This is a genomic window from Methanoculleus caldifontis (genome assembly GCF_032842345.1).
Classification (GTDB): domain Archaea; phylum Halobacteriota; class Methanomicrobia; order Methanomicrobiales; family Methanoculleaceae; genus Methanoculleus; species Methanoculleus caldifontis.
In genome coordinates this window covers 567,018-584,234 of sequence record NZ_WBKO01000001.1, presented here as the reverse complement: position 1 = coordinate 584,234, position 17,217 = coordinate 567,018, and the positions used below count along the sequence as shown (strand labels likewise).

Here is a 17,217-nt window from a genome sequence, read left to right as displayed (position 1 = left end):
TTCCGGATATGGTCAAGAACACCGATCTGATGTGTAATCCCCTCCCCCGACCGCGGATCCTGCGGCGGGTTGCGGCCGCTCTGCCGTCGCCGTTCCTGCCGAACGGAGGGTTTAAGGAGATCGAGGCATACCAGACCGCTGGAATCGGGGGCGTTGCCCGGGCGGAGGAGCACTGGATATCATGAAGACGATAGCAGAGATCGAGGAGAAGATCCGGAACGGTTCGGCGGTCGTCTACACGGCTGCTGAGTTCAAGCGCCTCATCCGCGAGGGTGCGGAGGTCACGGCCGCGGAGGTCGACGTCGTCACCACCGGGACGTGCGGGGTGATGTCGGGGACCGCGGCGATCCTCTCGGTCCCGGTCGCGGCGCCGGGGACCTTCGAGCGGGCGGAGCGGGCCTGGTTGAACGGGGTCCCCTGCATGCCCGGCCCCTGCCCGAACGAGCGGCTGGGGCTCCTCGACGTCATCGTCTCCGGGACCGCCCACGCCGGGGCCGGCTACGGGGGCGGCCACCTCTTCCGCGATATCGTCGAGGGCCGCGAGATCGAGGTGGTGGTGGAGGCCGCCGACCGGTCGGTCGAGGCGCGGGTGACCCTCGACGACTTCGCCTACGCCCGGCTCTTCACCACCCGGAGCGCCTTCAGGAACTACACTGCCTACCTGAACACTCAACCGACCCGGGTGAAGACGATCTTCTCGGTCACGGGGCTTGAGGGGCCCTGCCGGGAGGCCTCGGTCAGTGGGTGCGGCGAGATCAATCCCCTCCAGAACGACCCGGCGAGGCTCGCGATCCGGGACGGGACACCGGTCCTCCTGAACGGCTCGGCCGGCATCGTGACCGGCGAAGGGACCCGGAGCAGTCCCGAGCGCCCCAACATCACGGCCATCGCCGATATGGCCGGGATGCAGCCCCGCTATATGGGCGGGTTTGCGACCTCGGCCGGCCCGGAGTGCATCACGAGCCTCGGCGTCGCGATCCCGGTCCTCGACGACCGGCAGGTCGCGGCCCTCCGCGTCCTCGACGAGGAGATCCTCCTCCCGGTCGCCGACATCAACACCCGGACCGTCCTTGGGGAGGCGACCTATGCCGACGTCTGGCAGCGGGCCGACCGGGAGGTGGCCTACAACCCCGAATGGTGCGAGGAGTGCTCGACCTGCGCCGCGGCCGCGGTCTGCCCGACGGGCGCGTTTGCCCGCGAGACCGGGCTCGACCGCGACCGCTGCCTCGCCTGCACCGCCTGCGTTGCCGCCTGCCAAAACGACGCCTTCGAGGCCGGCGAGGGTTCGCTCCGGGTCCGGGGGCGGAAGGTCCCGATCACGCTCCGCCAGTCCGGCCGGACGCTTGCGGAGGACCTCTGCCGGGACTTAAAAGAGCGGATCCTTGACTCCCGGTTCACCTTCACCGGGGGCGGGGGGCGGTGAGGGAGAAGTACCTCCTCCGGTGCCCGGGGTGCGGCCGGTCGTTCCCCGACCGCTACACCCTCGACTGCCCGTCGGGGTGCGATGCCCTCCTCCGGACGGTCTATCGAGAACGCCAGCTCATCCTCCGGGACCTCCCCGGCATCTTCCGCTACAAGGACTGGCTCCCCATCGAGGGCCATCTCCGCCTCGACGCCGGCCCGGTCTCCTACGAAAGCGTCGGGCTCGCCCGGGAACTCGGCCTCTCCCACCTCACCGTCGTCTTCTCCGGCTACTGGCCCGAGCGGGGCGGGAGAATGGAGACCTGCTCCTTCAAGGAACTCGAGGCGCAGCCGACGGTCCTCCGCCTCCGGGAGAAAGGGGCCGGTGTCCTCCAGGTCTCCTCGGCGGGGAACACCGGCCGGGCCTTCTGCCAGATATCGGGCCTGACCGGGGCCCCGGTCGTGGTGGTGGTCCCGGCGGCCGCCGCCGGGAGGCTCTGGACGACCGTTCCGGCTGCAAACGTCTGCCTCATCACGGTGGACGGGGACTACTCCGACTCCATAGCGTTCGGGAGGGAGGTCTGCTCCCTCCCGGGGGTCGTCCCGGAGGGCGGGGCGAAGAACGTCGCCCGTCGGGACGGGATGGGGACGGTGATGCTGGACGGGGCTCTCGCCGCCGGCCGGCTCCCCGACTGCTACTTCCAGGCGGTCGGGAGCGGGACCGGGGGGATCGCCGCGTGGGAGGCGGCGGAGCGGCTCGTCGCCGACGGCCGGTTCGGCCTCCGCCTCCCGGCCCTCCACCTCTCCCAGAACCTCCCCTTCGTCCCGATGGTCCGGGCCTGGGAGGCGGGGAGGATCGATATCGTCCCCGCCGAGGATATGCCCGACGCTGAGGCCGCGATCGCCCGGGTCTCCGCCGACGTCCTGACGAACCGCCACCCGCCCTGGGGGGTCCGGGGCGGGGTCCGCGACGCCCTCGCGGCATCGGGCGGGCGGATGTATGCGGTCTCTAACGGCGACGCCTGGTCTGCCGGGAGACTCTTTGCCGAGACCGAGGAGATCGACCTCGACCCGGCGGCTGCGGTCGCGGTCGCGTCGCTCCTCCGGGCGGCGGAAGAGGGGCTCGTCGGCCCGGAGGAGCACGTGCTCCTGAACGTCACCGGCGGCGGCTACGAGCGTGCGGCGGAAGACCTCGACCGCTACCCGGTCGAGCCCTCTCTCCGAGTCCGGGCCGGTGAGGCCTTTGCGGGGGATGTGCGGGATGCCGTCCGGGACTGGCTCACGGAGCAGGCGGGGGTGGCCGCCCGTGCGTGAAGGCTGTGTTCTGGACCGGCTCGGCGCCCTCGGCGTCGATACCGTGGCGAGCCTCCCCTGCGACCGGACGCAGGACCTCTGCGCCCTGATCCCGGAACGGTTCCATGCGGTCGACCTCACCCGCGAGGAGGACGGCGTCGGGATCTGCGCCGGTCTCGCGATGGCCGGAAGGCGGCCGGTGCTCCATATGCAGAGTTCGGGGCTCGGGAACTCCCTGAATGCCATCATGTCCCTCACCGTCACCTTCGGCCTCCCCCTCCCGATCCTCGCGAGCTGGCGGGGCGTCTACCGGGAGGCGATCCCGGCCCAGGTGCCGTTCAACCGGGCGGTCCCGGAGGTGCTCGCGGCGCTCGGGATTCCATATACGATCATCCGCGATCCCGGGGATGAGGCGCTGATCGATACGGTCGTCCGCGACGCCTACACCTCCATGCGCCCGCACGTGGGACTGATCCTCCCTTCGTTCTGGGAGGGGACTGACGTGGCCTGCCCGGCGGGGGAAATCGCTCCGGCCCGGGCCCGGGAGTCCGTGGTGGACTACCGACGGACGTTCCGCGAGCCGGTGATGACCCGGAACGACGCGATAAGGGCGATCGCGGGCGGCCTGGATGGGGAGGCGGTCGTCGCGAACATCGGCGTCCCCTCAAAGGAACTCTACGCAGCCCGTGATCGGGACCTCAACTTTTACATGCTCGGGAGTTACACCCAGGCGACCCCGATCGGGCTTGGCCTCGCCATCGGGACCGACCGGGACGTCGTCGTCCTCGACGGCGACGGGAGCCTGCTCGGGACCGCCGTCCTCCCGGTGGTGGCGGCCGAAGACCCGGAGAACCTCACGATCGTCTGTCTGGACAACGGGACCTTCGGGAGCACCGGGAACCAGCCCACCCCGGCCTCCGGGCAGGTGGATATGGAGCTCCTCGCTCGTGCCGCCGGGCTCCGGCGGACCTGCAAGGTGCAGGACGAGCGGGAGCTCGCGGAGGCCTGGGAGGCCCGGGGGCGGGGCCCGAACTTCATTCACGTTGTGTTGAAGCCTGGTAACGCCGCGGTCCCGAATATTCCGCTTGCCCCGGCCGAGATCCGGGAGCGGTTTGTGCGGGCGTTGAAGAGGGCCTAACCTCCTCCTGGTACATGGGCACTTTTATCCCCCCCGCCGCCCTCCCCCGCCCATGCGCATCACCCGGCCGGCCCTCCTCCTCACCGCCCTCGCCCTCTTCCTCGCCGCCTGCCTGGTGGTCCGGTTCGACGACCCGGCAGTCCCGTCCGCCGTCCCGGTCCTCTTCATGGTCGCCCTCGCCCTCCCCTCCTACGTCGCCCTCGTCCGCTGGCTCGGCCCCGCCCGCGGGATCGCGCTCCTCCTCCTCCTGAGCATCCTCCCGCTCGCCGTCGAGGCATACGCCGTCGCGACCGGCTTCCCGTATGGCCGGTTCACGTATTCGGCCGACCTCGGCCACCGGGCCTTCGGTCTCGTCCCCTGGACGGTCGCCTTCGCCTACCTCCCGATGCTCCTCGGCGCCGCCGCCCTCGCCGGGGCCGCCGTCGGGACTTCCTGGCGCCGCCTGGTCCCGGCCGGGACCCTCGCCCTCCTCCTCGTCGACCTCGTCATCGACCCGGCAGTCGTCCACGCCGGCCTCTGGGTCTGGACTGAGGGCGGCGCCTACTACGGGATCCCGGTCTCGAACTTCGCGGGCTGGGTCCTGACGGGAGCGGTCTACATCGCCCTCTTCCGGCTCATCGCAGGCGGCCGGCCGATCCCCGGCGCGGTGGCGGCGAGCCTCCTTCTGATCCTGGCGTTCTGGACCGGCTACCTTACCCGGAACGGTCTCGTGATTCCGGCGCTCCTCGGGGCGGCACTCGCCCTTGCGACCCTCCGGGTCGTCTTCCGCGACGAGTCTCCGGCGTGAACGCCCCAGCGCTGCCGGGTCTCCCGACCCCGACACCAAGATTTATATTCAAGATACGACCTCCTGCATCCGGTTTCCGTTACGGTGGGGGGAGTTTATGCGGGCTGTAATTGTCGGGGCCGGGTTCGGGGGACTCTCCGTCGCGGCCCTTCTTGCAAAGGGCGGCTTTGATGTCACGGTGATCGAGAAGAACGAGCAGCCCGGGGGCCGGGCGAGCGTTCACCGCGACGGAGGGTTCACGTTCGATATGGGGCCGTCATGGTACCTGATGCCGGACGTCTACGACCGGTTCTTCGCGGAGTTTGGGCGACGGCCCACGGACTACTTCCCGCTCGCGCGGCTCGACCCATCGTACCGGGTCTTCTTCGCCGACGAGCGGGTTGCGGACATCTCGGCGGATCTCGGGAAGAACTACGCGCTCTTCGATACGTTCGAGCCGGAAGGGGCGGAGAAACTCCGCGGCTATCTCGCCGAGTCGGAGGAGACCTACCGGACCACGATGGACGACCTCCTCTACCGGGACTACCGGAGCATCTTCGACTTCTTCGACTGGCGCCTCCTCTCCAGGGGGAGGAAACTCCGCCCCTTCGAGAACCTGGAGACCTACGTCAGGAACCGTTTCGCGAGCGACGAGGCCCGAAAAATCGTCCAGTACTCCATCGGCTTCCTCGGCGGCTCCCCCCGGAACACCCCCTCGTTCTACCACATCATGACACATATCGACATGAACATGGGGGTGTGGTATCCTGAAGGTGGCATGCGGGCGGTCGTCGAGGCGCTCGTCACGCTCGGCCGGGAGTTCGGCGTCGAGTACCGCTACAACGAACCGGCGACCGCAATCGACGTCGAGGGTGGGACCGCCCGCCGGGTCGTCACTCCCCTCGGCGCTCACGAGACCGACATCGTCGTGATCAACGCGGACTACCCGTTCGCGGAGATGCACCTCCTTCCCGGGAACTCGCGGTCCTACCCTGCCTCCTACTGGGAGAAGAAGGTCCTCGCCCCGTCCACGTTCGTCGCCTACCTCGGCGTCGACCGGGAGATCGCGAAGCTCGCCCACCATAACATCTTCCTCGAGCCCGACTGGGAGGAGGGGTTCGAGACGATCTTCGACCCCAAAAAAGCCGCCTGGCCGGAGAACCCCTCGTTCTACGTCAATGTTCCGTCGAGGACGGATACGACCGCCGCCCCGAAAGGCACCGATACGCTCTTCGTCCTCGCGCCTCTCGCCCCCGGCCTTGAGGACACCCCGGAGTTGCGCGAGCGGTTCTACAACCTCCTCATGAGCCGGATGGAGGAGATTCTCGGCGAGAATGTCCGCGACTCGGTCGTGACCCGGCGGATATTCGCCCTCTCCGACTTTGCCGACCGCTACAACGCCTACCGGGGCACGGCGCTCGGCCTCACCCATACCCTCCGGCAGACGGCGCTCTGGCGCCCCGCGCACCGGAGCAAGAAGGTGGGCAACGTCTACTACACCGGCCAGTATACCCATCCCGGGATCGGGGTGCCGATGACCCTGATCTCGTCCCAGATCGTTGCCCGCGAGTTGACCGGCCGCTACCGGTGAGGTGTTGCGTGATCGACAGGACCATCTACGACATCTTCAGGCGGGGGAGCAGGACCTACTTCTACTCGACCCTCTTCTTCCCTCCCGCGGCACGGGAGGACGTCTTTGCGCTCTACAGTTTCGTGCGCACGGCCGACGACTACGTGGACGCGGTGCCGCAGGAGGTCGAGGAGTTCTATGCCCTCACCGAACGGTATGCCTCGGCGGCCGCCGGCGAGGCGACGGGAGACGTAGTGGTCGACTCGTTCGTCGAGCTCTCCGGGCGGAAGGGGTTCGATCCGGCCTGGACGGAGGCGTTCCTCCACTCTATGGAGAGGGACATCACGGTCGCCTCCTACCGGACGATCCGCGACCTGGAAGACTACCTCTACGGCTCGTCAGAGGTGGTCGGGCTGATGATGGCCCGCGTCCTCGATCTTCCGGCGGAGTCGCACATTGCGGCACAGAACCTCGGCCGGGCGATGCAGTACGTCAACTTCATCCGCGACATCGCCGAAGACCTCACCCTGGGCCGGACCTACTTCCCGCTCGACGAGATGGACCTGTTCGGGCTCGACGACCTCTCGGCGGCAACCGCCGCCCGGCACCCCGGCCGGTTCGGGGCGTTCGTCCGGTACCAGATCGGGCGATACCGGGCCTGGCAGGAGCAGGCGGAGACCGGCTTTGCGTTCATCCCGCGGCGTTACCTGATCCCGATCCGGACAGCATCGGACATGTACCGCTGGACGGCCCGGACGATCGAGCACGACCCGGCCATCGTCCACCGCCGGAAGGTGAAGCCGTCGGTGGCGCGGATCGTCACCGGCGTCACGGCAAACACCCTGAAGGCGTGACCCGCCGTGGCGCCGCGGCTCCTCTCGCTCGCCTGGCGGGTCTCGCGGTTCCGGTTCTGGATCTACACCGGCGGGACCTACGTGGTGGGCTACGCCCTCGGAATGGATTCCTGGTCGGCCTTCTTTGCCCCTGCATACGCCCTCTTCCTCGTCTACTTCTTCCTCCCGGCAAACCTCTTCATCTACGGGGTGAACGACTGGTGGGACCAGGAGACCGACCGGTTCAACCCCAAAAAGGACGTGAAGGAGTACCGCATGAGCGAGGCGGACGGCCGAAACCTGCTCCTCCTCCTCGGCCTATCGGGCGCCGTCAGCCTCGCGCTCCTCCTCGTCCTTGACGCCGTCGGGCGGGCGCTCCTCCTCGCGTTCCTCTTCCTCTCCTACTTCTACAGCGCTCCGCCCCTGCGGTTCAAGGAGGTCCCGGTCCTTGACTTCTCCTCGAACATGCTCTACGTGATCCCGGGGATCCTGGGCTACTACCTTGCGAGCGGAACCCTCCCGCCGCCTGCCCTGGTCCTCGCCGGCTACCTCCACATCGCCGCGATGCACCTCTTCTCCGCGATCCCCGACATCGGCTGCGACGAGGCCGCGGGGATGACGACCACGGCCGTCGTCCTCAGGGAACGGCGCTCGCTCCTCCTCTGCCTGGCGTTCTGGTCGGGGCTTGCCGCCCTCGTCATCCGGCTCTCCGGCTGGAATCCGCTCAGCCTGCTCGTCCTGATCTATCCGGTCGTCCCCCTCGCACTCCTCTTACGGAAGAGCCTCTCCATCGACCGGGTCTACTGGTACCTCCCGTATATCAACACCGGCCTCGGGGGGCTTGTCTTTCTTCTTGCGACCCTCCGGACGGTGGCGTGGTAGAACTGGGCATTCTTTTGCAGGACCTGCATTCAGGGCCCGAGGAAGCCACATTTTCTCCAAAGGGCTGGTTATAGTGGTCTGTCGAGTAGACGGGCGTCACGGAAAGGGTTTATAGGGGAAAGTCGACCTCTCACCCGTAGGTGCCGGTGCCCAGGCACGTGCCAGAGTCTGGTGAGAAGATGGGCAAAGACCGTCGAAAGACCGGGAAGACCATATTGAACCTGCTCATAGCGGTCGGGTTCCTCGCCGTGGTGGTCTTCCTGCTCTTCCTTGCTGCTGGGTCCGTCGAGACGACCATGCCGAACAACTCCTACGCGATCAAGATCACCGGCCTGTCCGATCTTGTCGTGAACGGCACCGCCACGGTCATGGTCCCGGTTCCGGCCATCTCGGAGGAGATGCTTACCGGTCGGCATCAGGCCTTCGGGTGGCAGACGGCGGTCCGGGAGACGCCTTATGGGAGGATGCTCGCGTTCACGACGACAGGCAGCTACGCGCCCGATATCTCCGTATCGTCCGGTGAGTTCGAGAAGAGGGAGGAGCCGCGGTTGCTCGTGCCGGTCCTCGCGACGCCCGACATGAACATTGAAGAGTTCAGCCGGTTGCCTGGTGGAACATACACCTCGGTCGTCTTCCTCGACGGCTTCGTCCCACCGTCGGAGGATGCAGCCCCGGTCAGGTTCACTCTAGAGTACCGGGGCGGCGGGGGCATGAAACACCTGGTCAAAGAGGATACCTGGACGGCGACGGTGGATACTACCGTGCCGGGCGCAGCGTCGGGATTTGTCCCGGTCCCGGCCGAATACCAGGTTGTTGCCGGGGGTATCCGGTTCTGACAGACGAGACGGGTGAACTGCCGGCGCCCGAAGGAGTGAGTAACTATGAATCCGGAGAGAATGGGAGCGGCCCGGGCAGGGCCGCTCATCATGGTACCGGTTGTGAGGTGCTCTTGATGGAGCGCAGATCCCTCGTCGTGCTGATCTTCTTCGGCATCGTGGCCGGCCTGTATGCGGCGCTCACCTACCAGTGGATCTTGATGATCCTCATCGTCGCACTGGTGGTGCTGATCCTGATCGCCGCCGAGATGCTTCAGCAGGTCCGGTTGCTCTCGGCGGCAGTCGCCACCGGCGTGGCGGACCTGGAAGAATCGGTTGCGTCCATGGAAAAGACCGTCGGGGAGATCGAGCGGCGCCTGAACGATCCGGGGGACCGGTGAGGGCCCATTACTGTCCTACAACAGTACCGTCGTGACGAGCGGGATCGTGACGAGCGACCCGATCGTCGAGACGAAGACTATCTGTGACGCGAGCCGGGAATTAGCGCCGTACTGCTCCGCGAAGATGACGGTGTTCGCCGCGGCCGGCATCGCGGCCATCGTGATCATGATCCCGTTGATGTAGGGGTCGGCAAAGACCGGGGCGAGGAGGTAGCAGTAGGCAATCGGGACGGCGAGGAGGAGGATGGCGCTCGCCACCCCGATCCGCCAGTCCCCGATCATCTCCCGCGCCGGGAACGTCGCGAGCATCGCCCCGACGATGATCATCGCAAGCGGCGTCGTCACCCCGCCGAGGAGGTCGATCGAGTCGATGAACGGCGACGGGATCTCCACGGAGCCGAGGAAGAGGGCGAACCCGACGACGGAGGCCGCGATCCCGGGGTTCAGGAGCAGCCGCGGGTCGAACCTCTTTCCTCTCCCGCCGGTGAGCATCATGATCCCGACCGAGAAGACGAGGATATTGAAGATGAGGTTGAAGATCGCGACGTAGAAGAGGGATTCCTCCCCGAAGAGCGTCAGGGCGACCGGGAACCCCATGAACCCCACGTTCCCGAAGACGATCGCGAACTGGAGGACCCCCTCCTCCGCGGGCGGGACCCGCATGGCCTTCGAGACGGCCCAGGCGAGGGCGAACGAGAAGACGTAGAGCGCCCCGGTCGCGAGGATCAGGGTCTGGGCGCCCGCGAGGCGCTCGGGGGTGAAGGGCACCTGCATCGAGGCGATGATCAGCGCCGGAATGGTGATGTTGATCAGAAGCCCCGAGAGCCCCCGGGTGGCCCGGGGGTCGACGATCTTCGTGGTGACGGCGACGTAGCCGGCGGCGATCAGGAGGACCAGGATGAAGATCTGGTCTGCGACTATCAGGAAGTCCGTGATCGCGCCGTTCATGAGGGTGCCGCTCCGTCCGGTTCACCAGTGTGGGTGCTGCTCAACCTTTACGGTTCTGCTCGTTCAACCCGCCTGGAGGGTCGGGCGCGGGACCGGTTCCGGTGCATCTATCCCGGCTACGACGAACGTCGCTGATCCCATGGGGAGGCGGGCCCTGTTGTAGTCGGGGTCCGGAGTATAGCCGGGATCGACTACATCTCCACTGGTGGAGGCGGGGCCGGGGCCAGAAACGACGTTCATCCGCCAGAAATCAAAGGTGATCGGCGTGCCGTTCGGGGCCGTGAAGGTGTACGGGGCGGCAAGACCGATCGTCAGGGAGAGGACTTCCTCTGGAGCGTGTCGCGGGAGGTCCGCCGTCACCCGCACTTCGCGCCATTCGCCGGCGGCGAGGTCGTCGATGGATAGCGCGATCACGGCGCCGGGGAGGATATCACCTTCCGGGGACCCGGTGGCGGCGTTCAGGCTCGCGACCTCCGTTGTCACGGCAAGATCGGCATGGGCGCAGTCTTCACCCGCAAGGTTCCGGACGAAGAAGTTGAGGCTGATCTTGTCGCCCTCGACTAAGGTATCGGGGGTGTAGCGGATATCCTCCGGATGTGCCGGATCGAGGCTGTAGCGGTCGCCGAGGGAGATGGTCCGGTTCCAGGTGGTGGCGTCCTTGAGATGCCAGGTCTCGCTATCGGCGTCGTAGACGATGACCAGGCTCTCACCGGGGCCGCGGTAATCGAACCCCGGTCCGAATGGCAGTATCCAGTCCACCCGCTTGACCGGTTCCTGCGTGTGCTGATCCGCGGGGAAGGCGGCGAGTATGGCGAGGCTGGCCACGGCAAGAACGAGAACGGCGCCGAAACCGAGCCAGACCCACACCTTCGAGTGCATCGTATCACGTTAGGAAAGGAGGTGATTTAGAGATATGGGCTCACTATCAGCACCTCTCCGGTTGTCCGTCGCGATGACGAGTCCTTCTTCGTAATTCTGCTCAAGTTATGTTCGTAGAATAGCGAACAAATTATACGCAAGGACTTCCTATCCCTTATCATGACGTTCATGAAATGGTCCGACGACCTCTCCGTCGGCGTCGGCGAGATCGACGGCCAGCACCGGAACCTCGTATCGCTCATCAACGACCTTCACGACGCGATGCTCGAAAAACGCGGAAAAGATGTCCTCGGGAAGGTGCTCGCGGACCTCGCCGCCTACACGCAGTACCACTTCTCGACCGAGGAGCAGTACATGCAGAAGTTCGGCTACGCCGGCCTTGCCGCGCACCGGCGCGAGCACCAGGCCTTCGTCGCGAGGGTCGGCGAGTTCGCAAAGGGGTTCGAGGAGGGCAGGCTCGGCCTCTCGATCCAGGTCATGGGCTTCCTCCGCGACTGGGTAGCAAACCACATCCGGGGATCGGACGTGCGCTACGCCGACTGCTTCCGTGAGCACGGCCTCTCCTGAGGGTGCCGGTCGTCCGGTCGTCCGGAACCGTCTTGCATACCTGTGGTCGAGTAGCCGGGGGTCGATCGGAGCGGTAAGGGCGGGGGCTGAAGACGGAGATGCCCCATGAGCGATCCCGCGCGCTACATAACAATCCTTAAGTGGGACCCTTGGAGAGATACTATCTAAGATGCTCGACCAGTTCAAGGGCTGTCTCCTCGGCGCCGCCATCGGGGACGCGCTCGGCATGGCGCGGGAGAGCACGCCGCCCGATCTCCAGCGCCTCCACGAGGGATACCGCCGGGCGTGGCGGGGGCACCCGAACGCGGGGCTGAAACCCGGCCAGTTTACCGACGACACCCAGATGATGCTTCTCATGGCCGGGATGCTCGCCGACGGCACCTACGCGGAAAAGGAGTACGCGGCCGCCCTTGCCCGGATGTACATGAACGAAGAGCTCCGGTTCCCCGACGGCGCCGTCGACGCCGCGTGCCGGCACCTCCTCCTCTCCGGTGAGAAGCCGGCCGGCGTCGCCTCGAACACCGCCGGCTGCATCAGCATCGCCATCCCCTTCGGGCTCGCCTACGGCGATCCGGTCGACGTCACCGAGCGGGTGGTCCAGGCCTGCAGCGTCACCCACACCCACCCCGCGGCGCATGCGGGAGCCGTCACCGTCGCGATGCTCGTCCACCACGCCGTCCGCGGCCGCTCCGACGCCCTCTCCCTCGCCGAGAAGCATGCCTGTCTTGAGGACGTCACCCTCGGCAACAAGATCCGCGCCGCTCTCCGCCTCGCAGACGAGGGGATCAGCCTCGAGAGCGCGTTATCGGTGATCGGGAACGACGTCACCGTCTACCAGACCGTTCCGCTCGCCTTCTTCCTGATCAGCCGGATACGGGACGTAACGACGCTGTTCTCCACCGCGGCGCACGTCGGGGGGAACACCGACACCATCGCGCTCATCTGCGGGGCCTACGCGGGTGCCGTCTACGGGAAGTCGGCCCTTCCGCAGGATCTCCTCGCAGGGCTCGAGGGGCGGGAGGAGATCGAGTCGGCGGCCGCCCGCCTGTATGGGCGGTATACCACAAAGCCTTAAGATTCTATAAACGACACCTCTTTCTTATGGAAATTGCGATTATCGGTGCATCCGGATACACCGGCGGCGAGCTGATGCGGCTTCTGCTGCAGCACCCGTCCGCAGATGTCGTCGCGGCGACATCCCGGAGCCTGGACGGCACCCCCGTCGCCTCGGTCCACCCCCACCTCCGGGGACTGACCGATCTCGTCTTCCGGAACACCGAGGCCGGCGATATCGATGCCGACTTCGTCTTCCTCGCCGTGCCGCACACGGCCGCGATGAAGGTAGCCGGGACGCTGATGGAACGGGGGATCAAGACCGTCGACCTCTCGGCCGATTACCGGCTCGCGAAAGAGATCTTCGAGAAGACCTACGGCGTGCCGCACGAGGCATACTTCGAGGCCCCCTACGGCCTCTGCGAGCTCCACCGCGACGAGGTCAGGGGAGCCTCGTTCGTCGCGAACCCCGGCTGTTTCCCCACGGGGGCGACCCTTGCCGCGGCGCCGCTCGCAAAATACGCCCACACCATCATCTACGACTCAAAGACCGGGGTATCCGGGGCCGGGAACTCCCCCTCCGCGACCACCCACTACGGAAACGTCGGCGACAACTTCAGCGCCTACAAGTGGACGACCCACCGGCATCTCGCGGAGATGAAGCAGGAGGCGGCCCGGCTCGGTTCAAACGCCCGGTGTTACTTCACGCCGCACCTCCTCCCGGTGAACCGGGGCATCCTCACGACGGCCCACATCCTTCTCAATGAGCCGATGGGGCAGAACGAGGTCGAGGCGCTCTATAAGAAGTTCTACGAGAACGAGTTCTTCGTCCGCTACCAGAAGCCGACCCTCGCCGCCGTCCGCGGGACGAACTTCTGCGACGTCGCGGTCGAGAGCGAGGGCGACCGGGTCGTCGCGGTCTCGGCGATCGACAACCTGGTCAAGGGTGCGAGCGGCCAGGCGATCCAGAACATGAACCTGATGTGCGGGTTTGCGGAAGACGCCGGTCTCCGCTGCGGCGGGATGCTCCCCTGAGGTGACGGCGATGCAGGTCAGGGACGTCATGACCCAGAACCCCGTGACCGTCCGGGTCGACTCGCCGGTGCGCGAGGCGGCGGGACTGCTCCGGAAGTATCACATCGGCGGGCTCCCCGTGATGGACGGGGAGCGGGTGGCGGGAATCGTCACCGAGACCGATATCCTCTCGCTCCTCGATACCGGCGACCTCTCGGAAGACCTCTGGCTCCCCTCGCCGCTCGAGGTGATCGAGGTCCCGGTCCGGGAGTTCATCAACTGGGAGAGGACGAAGCGGGCGCTCGCCGATATCGGGAATATGGAGGTGCGGCGGGTAATGAGCAGCCCGGTCGTCGCCATCGACGAGGACGCCGATATCGTCGACGCGGCAAGTCAGATGCTGCACGAGGGGATCGCGCGCCTCCCGGTGCTCCGCGACGGAAGATTGGTCGGGATCGTCACCCGGGCCGACATCGTCCGGGGGATTGGAGCGACTTCAGGAGAAGAAGTATGAAGAGTATCTGTGGAGTCGAAGGCGTCAGTGCCTGGGGTATCAAGGAAGGAAAGTTCGGGCTCGCCCTGATCAGGGCGAGCGGAACGGCGGCCGGGGTCTTCACGTCGAACAAAATGCGTGCGGCCCCGGTCGAGGTGATGATGGAGCGGATGAAGAGAGGGACGCTCGACGCCGTCGTCGTGAACAGCGGGTGCGCGAACGCCTACACCGGCGAGCGGGGATACCGCGACGCGGTGGAGATGTGCGGTATCGCGGCGGGAGCCCTCGGCCTTGCACCGGAGTCGATCGGCGTCGCGAGCACCGGGGTGATCGGACGCTACCTCGACCTGCCCCTCATCCGGGATCAGTGCAGGCGGGTCGCACCGCTCATTGCACGGACCCCCGATGCCGAGGACGCGGCGGGGAAGGCGATCATGACGACCGATACCTTCCAGAAACACGCCCTCGTCGAGACGGAGTCGTTTGCCGTCGGCGGGATCACCAAGGGGAGCGGGATGATCGCCCCGAATATGGGGACGATGCTTGCGTTCCTCTACACCGACGCCGAGGTCGAGGGCCCGGTCCTCCGGGATATCCTCCGCCAGGCGACCCGGCGGTCATTCAACCGGGTCGTGGTCGACGGGGACACGAGCACGAACGACGTCGCCCTCTGCACCGCGACCGGCGTTGCAGGGAGCGTGGATCGGGAAGAACTCGCGAGAGCGATCGAGGCCGTCTGCCGGGACCTCGCCGTCCAGATCGCCCGCGACGGCGAAGGAGCGACGAAGCTCCTCACGGTGACCGTCCGCGGCGCCCCCGACGAGGAGGCCGCAGCCGATGTGGCCCGGACCGTCGTCGCCTCCCCGCTCGTCAAGACCGCCATCTACGGCGAAGACCCGAACTGGGGCCGGGTGGTCGCGGCCGCCGGGAGAGCCGGCGTGGAGTTCGACCCCTACGCGGTCTCCCTGTGGGTCGGCGAGGGCGCCGGGCGGACGCCGCTCGTCCGCCGCGGCGAGATCGTCGCCGACCTCGGAGCGGCAAAGGCCGCGATGCATGGGAAGACCGTCACGTTCGACCTCGACCTCGATGCGGGCGATGGATCGGCGACGGCGTGGGGATGCGACCTCACCGAGAAGTACGTAGAGATCAACGGGAAGTATACGACATGAAACGCGAAGACGTGCTGATGGAGGCACTCCCTTACATCCAGAAGTTCTCCGGCAAGACGATCGTGATCAAGCTCGGCGGCCACGCGATGGTCGACCAGAACATCCTCGACACGGTGATCCGCGACGCCGTTCTCCTCCGCTACGTGGGGATGAAGGTCGTCCTGGTCCACGGCGGGGGCCCGGAGATCACCGCGAAGATGCAGGCGATGGGTAAGGAGCCTAAATTCGTCGGCGGCCTCCGGATCACCGATGCAGAGACCCTCGAGATCGCCCAGATGGTCCTCGTGGGGAAGATCAACGACGGGATCGTCTCGCTCATCGCGAACTGCGGCACCCGTGCGGTCGGGATCTCCGGCAACGACGGCAACCTTCTCATCGCCCGGAAGATGGAGCCCCAGCGGATAAAGGTCGGGGAGGTGGTGCAGGAGGTGGATCTCGGCCAAGTCGGGGAGATCGAGGAGGTCGACCCTGAGGTGCTCCACTGCCTCCTCGCCCAGAACTATATCCCGGTTGTGGCCCCGATCGCCATCGACCGGCAGGGCCGGAGCCTGAACATCAACGCCGACACGGCGGCCGCCGAGATCGCGATCGCTCTCCGCGCATTCAAGCTGATCAACTTAACGGACGTCGACGGCGTGATGAACGCCGACCGGAGCATGGTCTACCACCGCCTTGCGCTCACCGAAGCGGAGGCGATGATCGCCGACGGGACCATCAGCGGAGGGATGATCCCGAAACTCGACGGGTGCATGAAGGCGGTCAGGAACGGCGTCGTGAGCGCCCATGTCGTGAACGGCAACCGGGAGCACAACCTGCTCCTCGAGCTCTTCACCGACCAGGGCGTCGGGACGATGCTCGTCCCCTGACCATCCCTCTTCTTTTACAAGTTCTCAAGCGCTGTTAATTCACGCGAAGGCGCGAAGAACGCGAAGCCCGTAGCAAATGCGCTTCCTCTTCGCGGCTTTCGCGGCTTCGCGCGAGACCCGGGCCGGGACAGCCCGTAACCCTTTCTCACGGCAGGTTGCCGTCGCCGCTGCACTCCCGCTGCCGCTCCTCGCTCATCTCGATCAGGATCTCGAAGACCTTCCGGACGGCGACCGGATCGATCCGGCTCTCGACGGCGTAGGTGAAGATCCGGTCGAGGACCACTCGCCGCTGTGCCGGGTCGTGGATGGGGAGGCTCTTCTCCTGCTTGATCCGGGCGACCTCGGCCGCGAGTCTCTGCCGCTCTGCAACCAGATCGATGATCTTCTCGTCGATCTCGCGAATCTCGCTCCTGACGGCATCAAGGGACATGTACCATAGGTTGCCCCGGCCGGGATTAAATCCAGCGGGTCGGCGAGCCCCGGAGGAGGGAAGGATATTATCGTGCCGGGACAAACCTGGTACCGGATGCTGGAAAGAATACCGCTGCGCGAGCGCAAGGACCTCCTGATCGCGTGGCTCGCCATCTCGATCGCCTTCACCCTGATCTACGTCCGCGGCGGAGTGGATTTCACCGCGTTCGTCATCCTCTTCGTGATGTCGCTCGTCACGGTGGGGGTCGCCTTTGTCCTCCACGAGCTCGCGCACAAGTTTGTCGCCATGCGCTACGGCTACTGGGCGGAGTTCCAGAAGGATAACCAGATGCTCCTCGTCGCCGTGGTGATGGCGGCGCTCGTCGGGGTCGTCTTCGCGGCACCGGGGGCGACCTACGTCTACGGAAACGCGACCCGGAGAGAGAACGGGTGGATCTCGGCGGCGGGGCCGATCACGAACCTCGTCCTCTGCATACCGTTCGCGGCCCTGCTGCTCTTTTCCGGCGGCGGGCTCATCGGTCTCGTGGCCCTCGTCGGGCTCCGGATCAACGCCATGATCGCCACCTTCAATATGCTCCCGATCAGCGTGCTAGACGGGCGCAAAGTCCTCGACTGGAACCCGGCCGTCTTTGCCGTCCTCATCATCTCCTCCGTCGGGCTCCTCTTCTGGTCCCTCTCCCTCGTCTGAGGGATCCAT

General features: G+C 66.5%; 20 protein-coding genes. 17 read left to right on the top strand and 3 right to left on the bottom strand.

From position 1 onward, the window contains the following. Nucleotides 1-8: 8 nt before the first annotated feature. From F8E02_RS03010 to F8E02_RS02965, 10 genes are all read left to right on the top strand, one after another. Nucleotides 9-185 carry a hypothetical protein gene (locus F8E02_RS03010; protein WP_317063973.1) on the top strand — a complete coding sequence of 59 codons (177 nt, stop codon included), beginning with the start codon at nucleotides 9-11 and terminating at the stop codon, nucleotides 183-185. Continuing rightward, complete coding sequence (locus tag F8E02_RS03005) at nucleotides 182-1,423, top strand: methanogenesis marker 16 metalloprotein (protein ID WP_317063972.1); 1,242 nt, start codon at nucleotides 182-184, stop codon at nucleotides 1,421-1,423. Before F8E02_RS03010 ends, F8E02_RS03005 begins: the two co-directional genes overlap by 4 nt. Beyond that, the gene (locus tag F8E02_RS03000) at nucleotides 1,420-2,715 is read left to right on the top strand and encodes a cysteate synthase (RefSeq protein WP_317063971.1); all 1,296 of its coding nucleotides are present in this window, start codon (nucleotides 1,420-1,422) and stop codon (nucleotides 2,713-2,715) included. Before F8E02_RS03005 ends, F8E02_RS03000 begins: the two co-directional genes overlap by 4 nt. Then, on the top strand, nucleotides 2,708-3,832 hold the full coding sequence (gene comE, locus F8E02_RS02995) for a sulfopyruvate decarboxylase subunit beta (protein ID WP_317063970.1): 1,125 nt from the start codon (nucleotides 2,708-2,710) through the stop codon (nucleotides 3,830-3,832). The genes F8E02_RS03000 and comE overlap by 8 nt, the downstream gene beginning before the upstream one ends. Before the next feature lie 52 nt (nucleotides 3,833-3,884). After that, nucleotides 3,885-4,619 (top strand): carotenoid biosynthesis protein, encoded by a 735-nt coding sequence (locus F8E02_RS02990; RefSeq protein WP_317063969.1) that lies wholly within the window; start codon nucleotides 3,885-3,887, stop codon nucleotides 4,617-4,619. 97 nt (nucleotides 4,620-4,716) lie between these two features. After that, nucleotides 4,717-6,189 carry a phytoene desaturase family protein gene (locus tag F8E02_RS02985; RefSeq protein ID WP_317063968.1) on the top strand — a complete coding sequence of 491 codons (1,473 nt, stop codon included), beginning with the start codon at nucleotides 4,717-4,719 and terminating at the stop codon, nucleotides 6,187-6,189. Nucleotides 6,190-6,197: 8 nt separating this feature from the next. Beyond that, nucleotides 6,198-7,022 carry a phytoene/squalene synthase family protein gene (locus tag F8E02_RS02980; RefSeq protein WP_317063967.1) on the top strand — a complete coding sequence of 275 codons (825 nt, stop codon included), beginning with the start codon at nucleotides 6,198-6,200 and terminating at the stop codon, nucleotides 7,020-7,022. A gap of 6 nt (nucleotides 7,023-7,028) precedes the next feature. Then, nucleotides 7,029-7,883 (top strand): prenyltransferase, encoded by an 855-nt coding sequence (locus F8E02_RS02975; protein WP_317063966.1) that lies wholly within the window; start codon nucleotides 7,029-7,031, stop codon nucleotides 7,881-7,883. A 158-nt stretch (nucleotides 7,884-8,041) separates the two neighbouring features. Continuing rightward, a complete protein-coding gene (locus tag F8E02_RS02970; protein WP_317063965.1) occupies nucleotides 8,042-8,719 on the top strand; it encodes a hypothetical protein in 678 nt (225 codons plus the stop codon). Nucleotides 8,720-8,835: 116 nt separating this feature from the next. Beyond that, nucleotides 8,836-9,099, top strand: a complete 264-nt coding sequence (locus F8E02_RS02965) for a hypothetical protein (RefSeq protein WP_317063964.1) — start codon at nucleotides 8,836-8,838, stop codon at nucleotides 9,097-9,099. A 15-nt stretch (nucleotides 9,100-9,114) separates the two neighbouring features. On the opposite strand, the gene F8E02_RS02960 is transcribed toward F8E02_RS02965, so the two are convergent. Further along, nucleotides 9,115-10,047 (bottom strand): AEC family transporter, encoded by a 933-nt coding sequence (locus tag F8E02_RS02960; RefSeq protein WP_317063963.1) that lies wholly within the window; start codon nucleotides 10,045-10,047, stop codon nucleotides 9,115-9,117. Between the two features lie 63 nt (nucleotides 10,048-10,110). Then, a complete protein-coding gene (locus F8E02_RS02955; protein WP_317063962.1) occupies nucleotides 10,111-10,926 on the bottom strand; it encodes a hypothetical protein in 816 nt (271 codons plus the stop codon). 159 nt (nucleotides 10,927-11,085) lie between these two features. Here F8E02_RS02955 and F8E02_RS02950 point away from each other — a divergent pair, with 159 nt between their 5' ends. The 6 genes from F8E02_RS02950 to argB all read left to right on the top strand — a co-directional run bounded on the left by F8E02_RS02950 (nucleotide 11,086) and on the right by argB (nucleotide 16,088). Further along, nucleotides 11,086-11,493 (top strand): bacteriohemerythrin, encoded by a 408-nt coding sequence (locus F8E02_RS02950; RefSeq protein WP_317063961.1) that lies wholly within the window; start codon nucleotides 11,086-11,088, stop codon nucleotides 11,491-11,493. Between the two features lie 169 nt (nucleotides 11,494-11,662). Continuing rightward, the gene (locus F8E02_RS02945; RefSeq protein ID WP_317063960.1) at nucleotides 11,663-12,568 is read left to right on the top strand and encodes an ADP-ribosylglycohydrolase family protein; all 906 of its coding nucleotides are present in this window, start codon (nucleotides 11,663-11,665) and stop codon (nucleotides 12,566-12,568) included. Between the two features lie 26 nt (nucleotides 12,569-12,594). Next, nucleotides 12,595-13,581: an N-acetyl-gamma-glutamyl-phosphate reductase gene (gene argC, locus F8E02_RS02940; protein ID WP_317063959.1), complete on the top strand. Its 987-nt coding sequence runs from the start codon at nucleotides 12,595-12,597 to the stop codon at nucleotides 13,579-13,581. A 10-nt stretch (nucleotides 13,582-13,591) separates the two neighbouring features. After that, a complete protein-coding gene (locus tag F8E02_RS02935) occupies nucleotides 13,592-14,074 on the top strand; it encodes a CBS domain-containing protein (protein WP_317065138.1) in 483 nt (160 codons plus the stop codon). Continuing rightward, nucleotides 14,071-15,222: a bifunctional ornithine acetyltransferase/N-acetylglutamate synthase gene (gene argJ / locus F8E02_RS02930; protein WP_317063958.1), complete on the top strand. Its 1,152-nt coding sequence runs from the start codon at nucleotides 14,071-14,073 to the stop codon at nucleotides 15,220-15,222. Before F8E02_RS02935 ends, argJ begins: the two co-directional genes overlap by 4 nt. Further along, on the top strand, nucleotides 15,219-16,088 hold the full coding sequence (gene argB, locus F8E02_RS02925) for an acetylglutamate kinase (RefSeq protein ID WP_317063957.1): 870 nt from the start codon (nucleotides 15,219-15,221) through the stop codon (nucleotides 16,086-16,088). Before argJ ends, argB begins: the two co-directional genes overlap by 4 nt. A 145-nt stretch (nucleotides 16,089-16,233) precedes the next feature. On the opposite strand, the gene F8E02_RS02920 is transcribed toward argB, so the two are convergent. Further along, nucleotides 16,234-16,518, bottom strand: coding sequence for a chorismate mutase (locus tag F8E02_RS02920; RefSeq protein WP_317063956.1), 285 nt, complete (start codon nucleotides 16,516-16,518; stop codon nucleotides 16,234-16,236). A gap of 96 nt (nucleotides 16,519-16,614) precedes the next feature. On the opposite strand from F8E02_RS02920, the gene F8E02_RS02915 reads away from it, so the two are divergent. After that, entirely contained in the window at nucleotides 16,615-17,208 is a 594-nt protein-coding gene (locus F8E02_RS02915; RefSeq protein WP_317063955.1) for a site-2 protease family protein, read from the top strand. Nucleotides 17,209-17,217: the final 9 nt, after the last annotated feature.

Bases quoted from the DNA above. Each gene is read 5' to 3' on its own strand.
- F8E02_RS03010 (WP_317063973.1), top strand. From the start codon at position 9: ATGGTCAAGAACACCGATCTGATGTGTAATCCCCTCCCCCGACCGCGG.
- F8E02_RS03005 (WP_317063972.1), top strand. From the start codon at position 182: ATGAAGACGATAGCAGAGATCGAGGAGAAGATCCGGAACGGTTCGGCG.
- F8E02_RS02990 (WP_317063969.1), top strand. From the start codon at position 3,885: ATGCGCATCACCCGGCCGGCCCTCCTCCTCACCGCCCTCGCCCTCTTC.
- F8E02_RS02985 (WP_317063968.1), top strand. From the start codon at position 4,717: ATGCGGGCTGTAATTGTCGGGGCCGGGTTCGGGGGACTCTCCGTCGCG.
- F8E02_RS02965 (WP_317063964.1), top strand. From the start codon at position 8,836: ATGGAGCGCAGATCCCTCGTCGTGCTGATCTTCTTCGGCATCGTGGCC.
- F8E02_RS02960 (WP_317063963.1), bottom strand. From the start codon at position 10,047: ATGAACGGCGCGATCACGGACTTCCTGATAGTCGCAGACCAGATCTTC.
- F8E02_RS02955 (WP_317063962.1), bottom strand. From the start codon at position 10,926: ATGCACTCGAAGGTGTGGGTCTGGCTCGGTTTCGGCGCCGTTCTCGTT.
- F8E02_RS02950 (WP_317063961.1), top strand. From the start codon at position 11,086: ATGACGTTCATGAAATGGTCCGACGACCTCTCCGTCGGCGTCGGCGAG.
- F8E02_RS02945 (WP_317063960.1), top strand. From the start codon at position 11,663: ATGCTCGACCAGTTCAAGGGCTGTCTCCTCGGCGCCGCCATCGGGGAC.
- argC (WP_317063959.1), top strand. From the start codon at position 12,595: ATGGAAATTGCGATTATCGGTGCATCCGGATACACCGGCGGCGAGCTG.
- F8E02_RS02935 (WP_317065138.1), top strand. From the start codon at position 13,592: ATGCAGGTCAGGGACGTCATGACCCAGAACCCCGTGACCGTCCGGGTC.
- argJ (WP_317063958.1), top strand. From the start codon at position 14,071: ATGAAGAGTATCTGTGGAGTCGAAGGCGTCAGTGCCTGGGGTATCAAG.
- argB (WP_317063957.1), top strand. From the start codon at position 15,219: ATGAAACGCGAAGACGTGCTGATGGAGGCACTCCCTTACATCCAGAAG.
- F8E02_RS02920 (WP_317063956.1), bottom strand. From the start codon at position 16,518: ATGTCCCTTGATGCCGTCAGGAGCGAGATTCGCGAGATCGACGAGAAG.
- F8E02_RS02915 (WP_317063955.1), top strand. From the start codon at position 16,615: ATGCTGGAAAGAATACCGCTGCGCGAGCGCAAGGACCTCCTGATCGCG.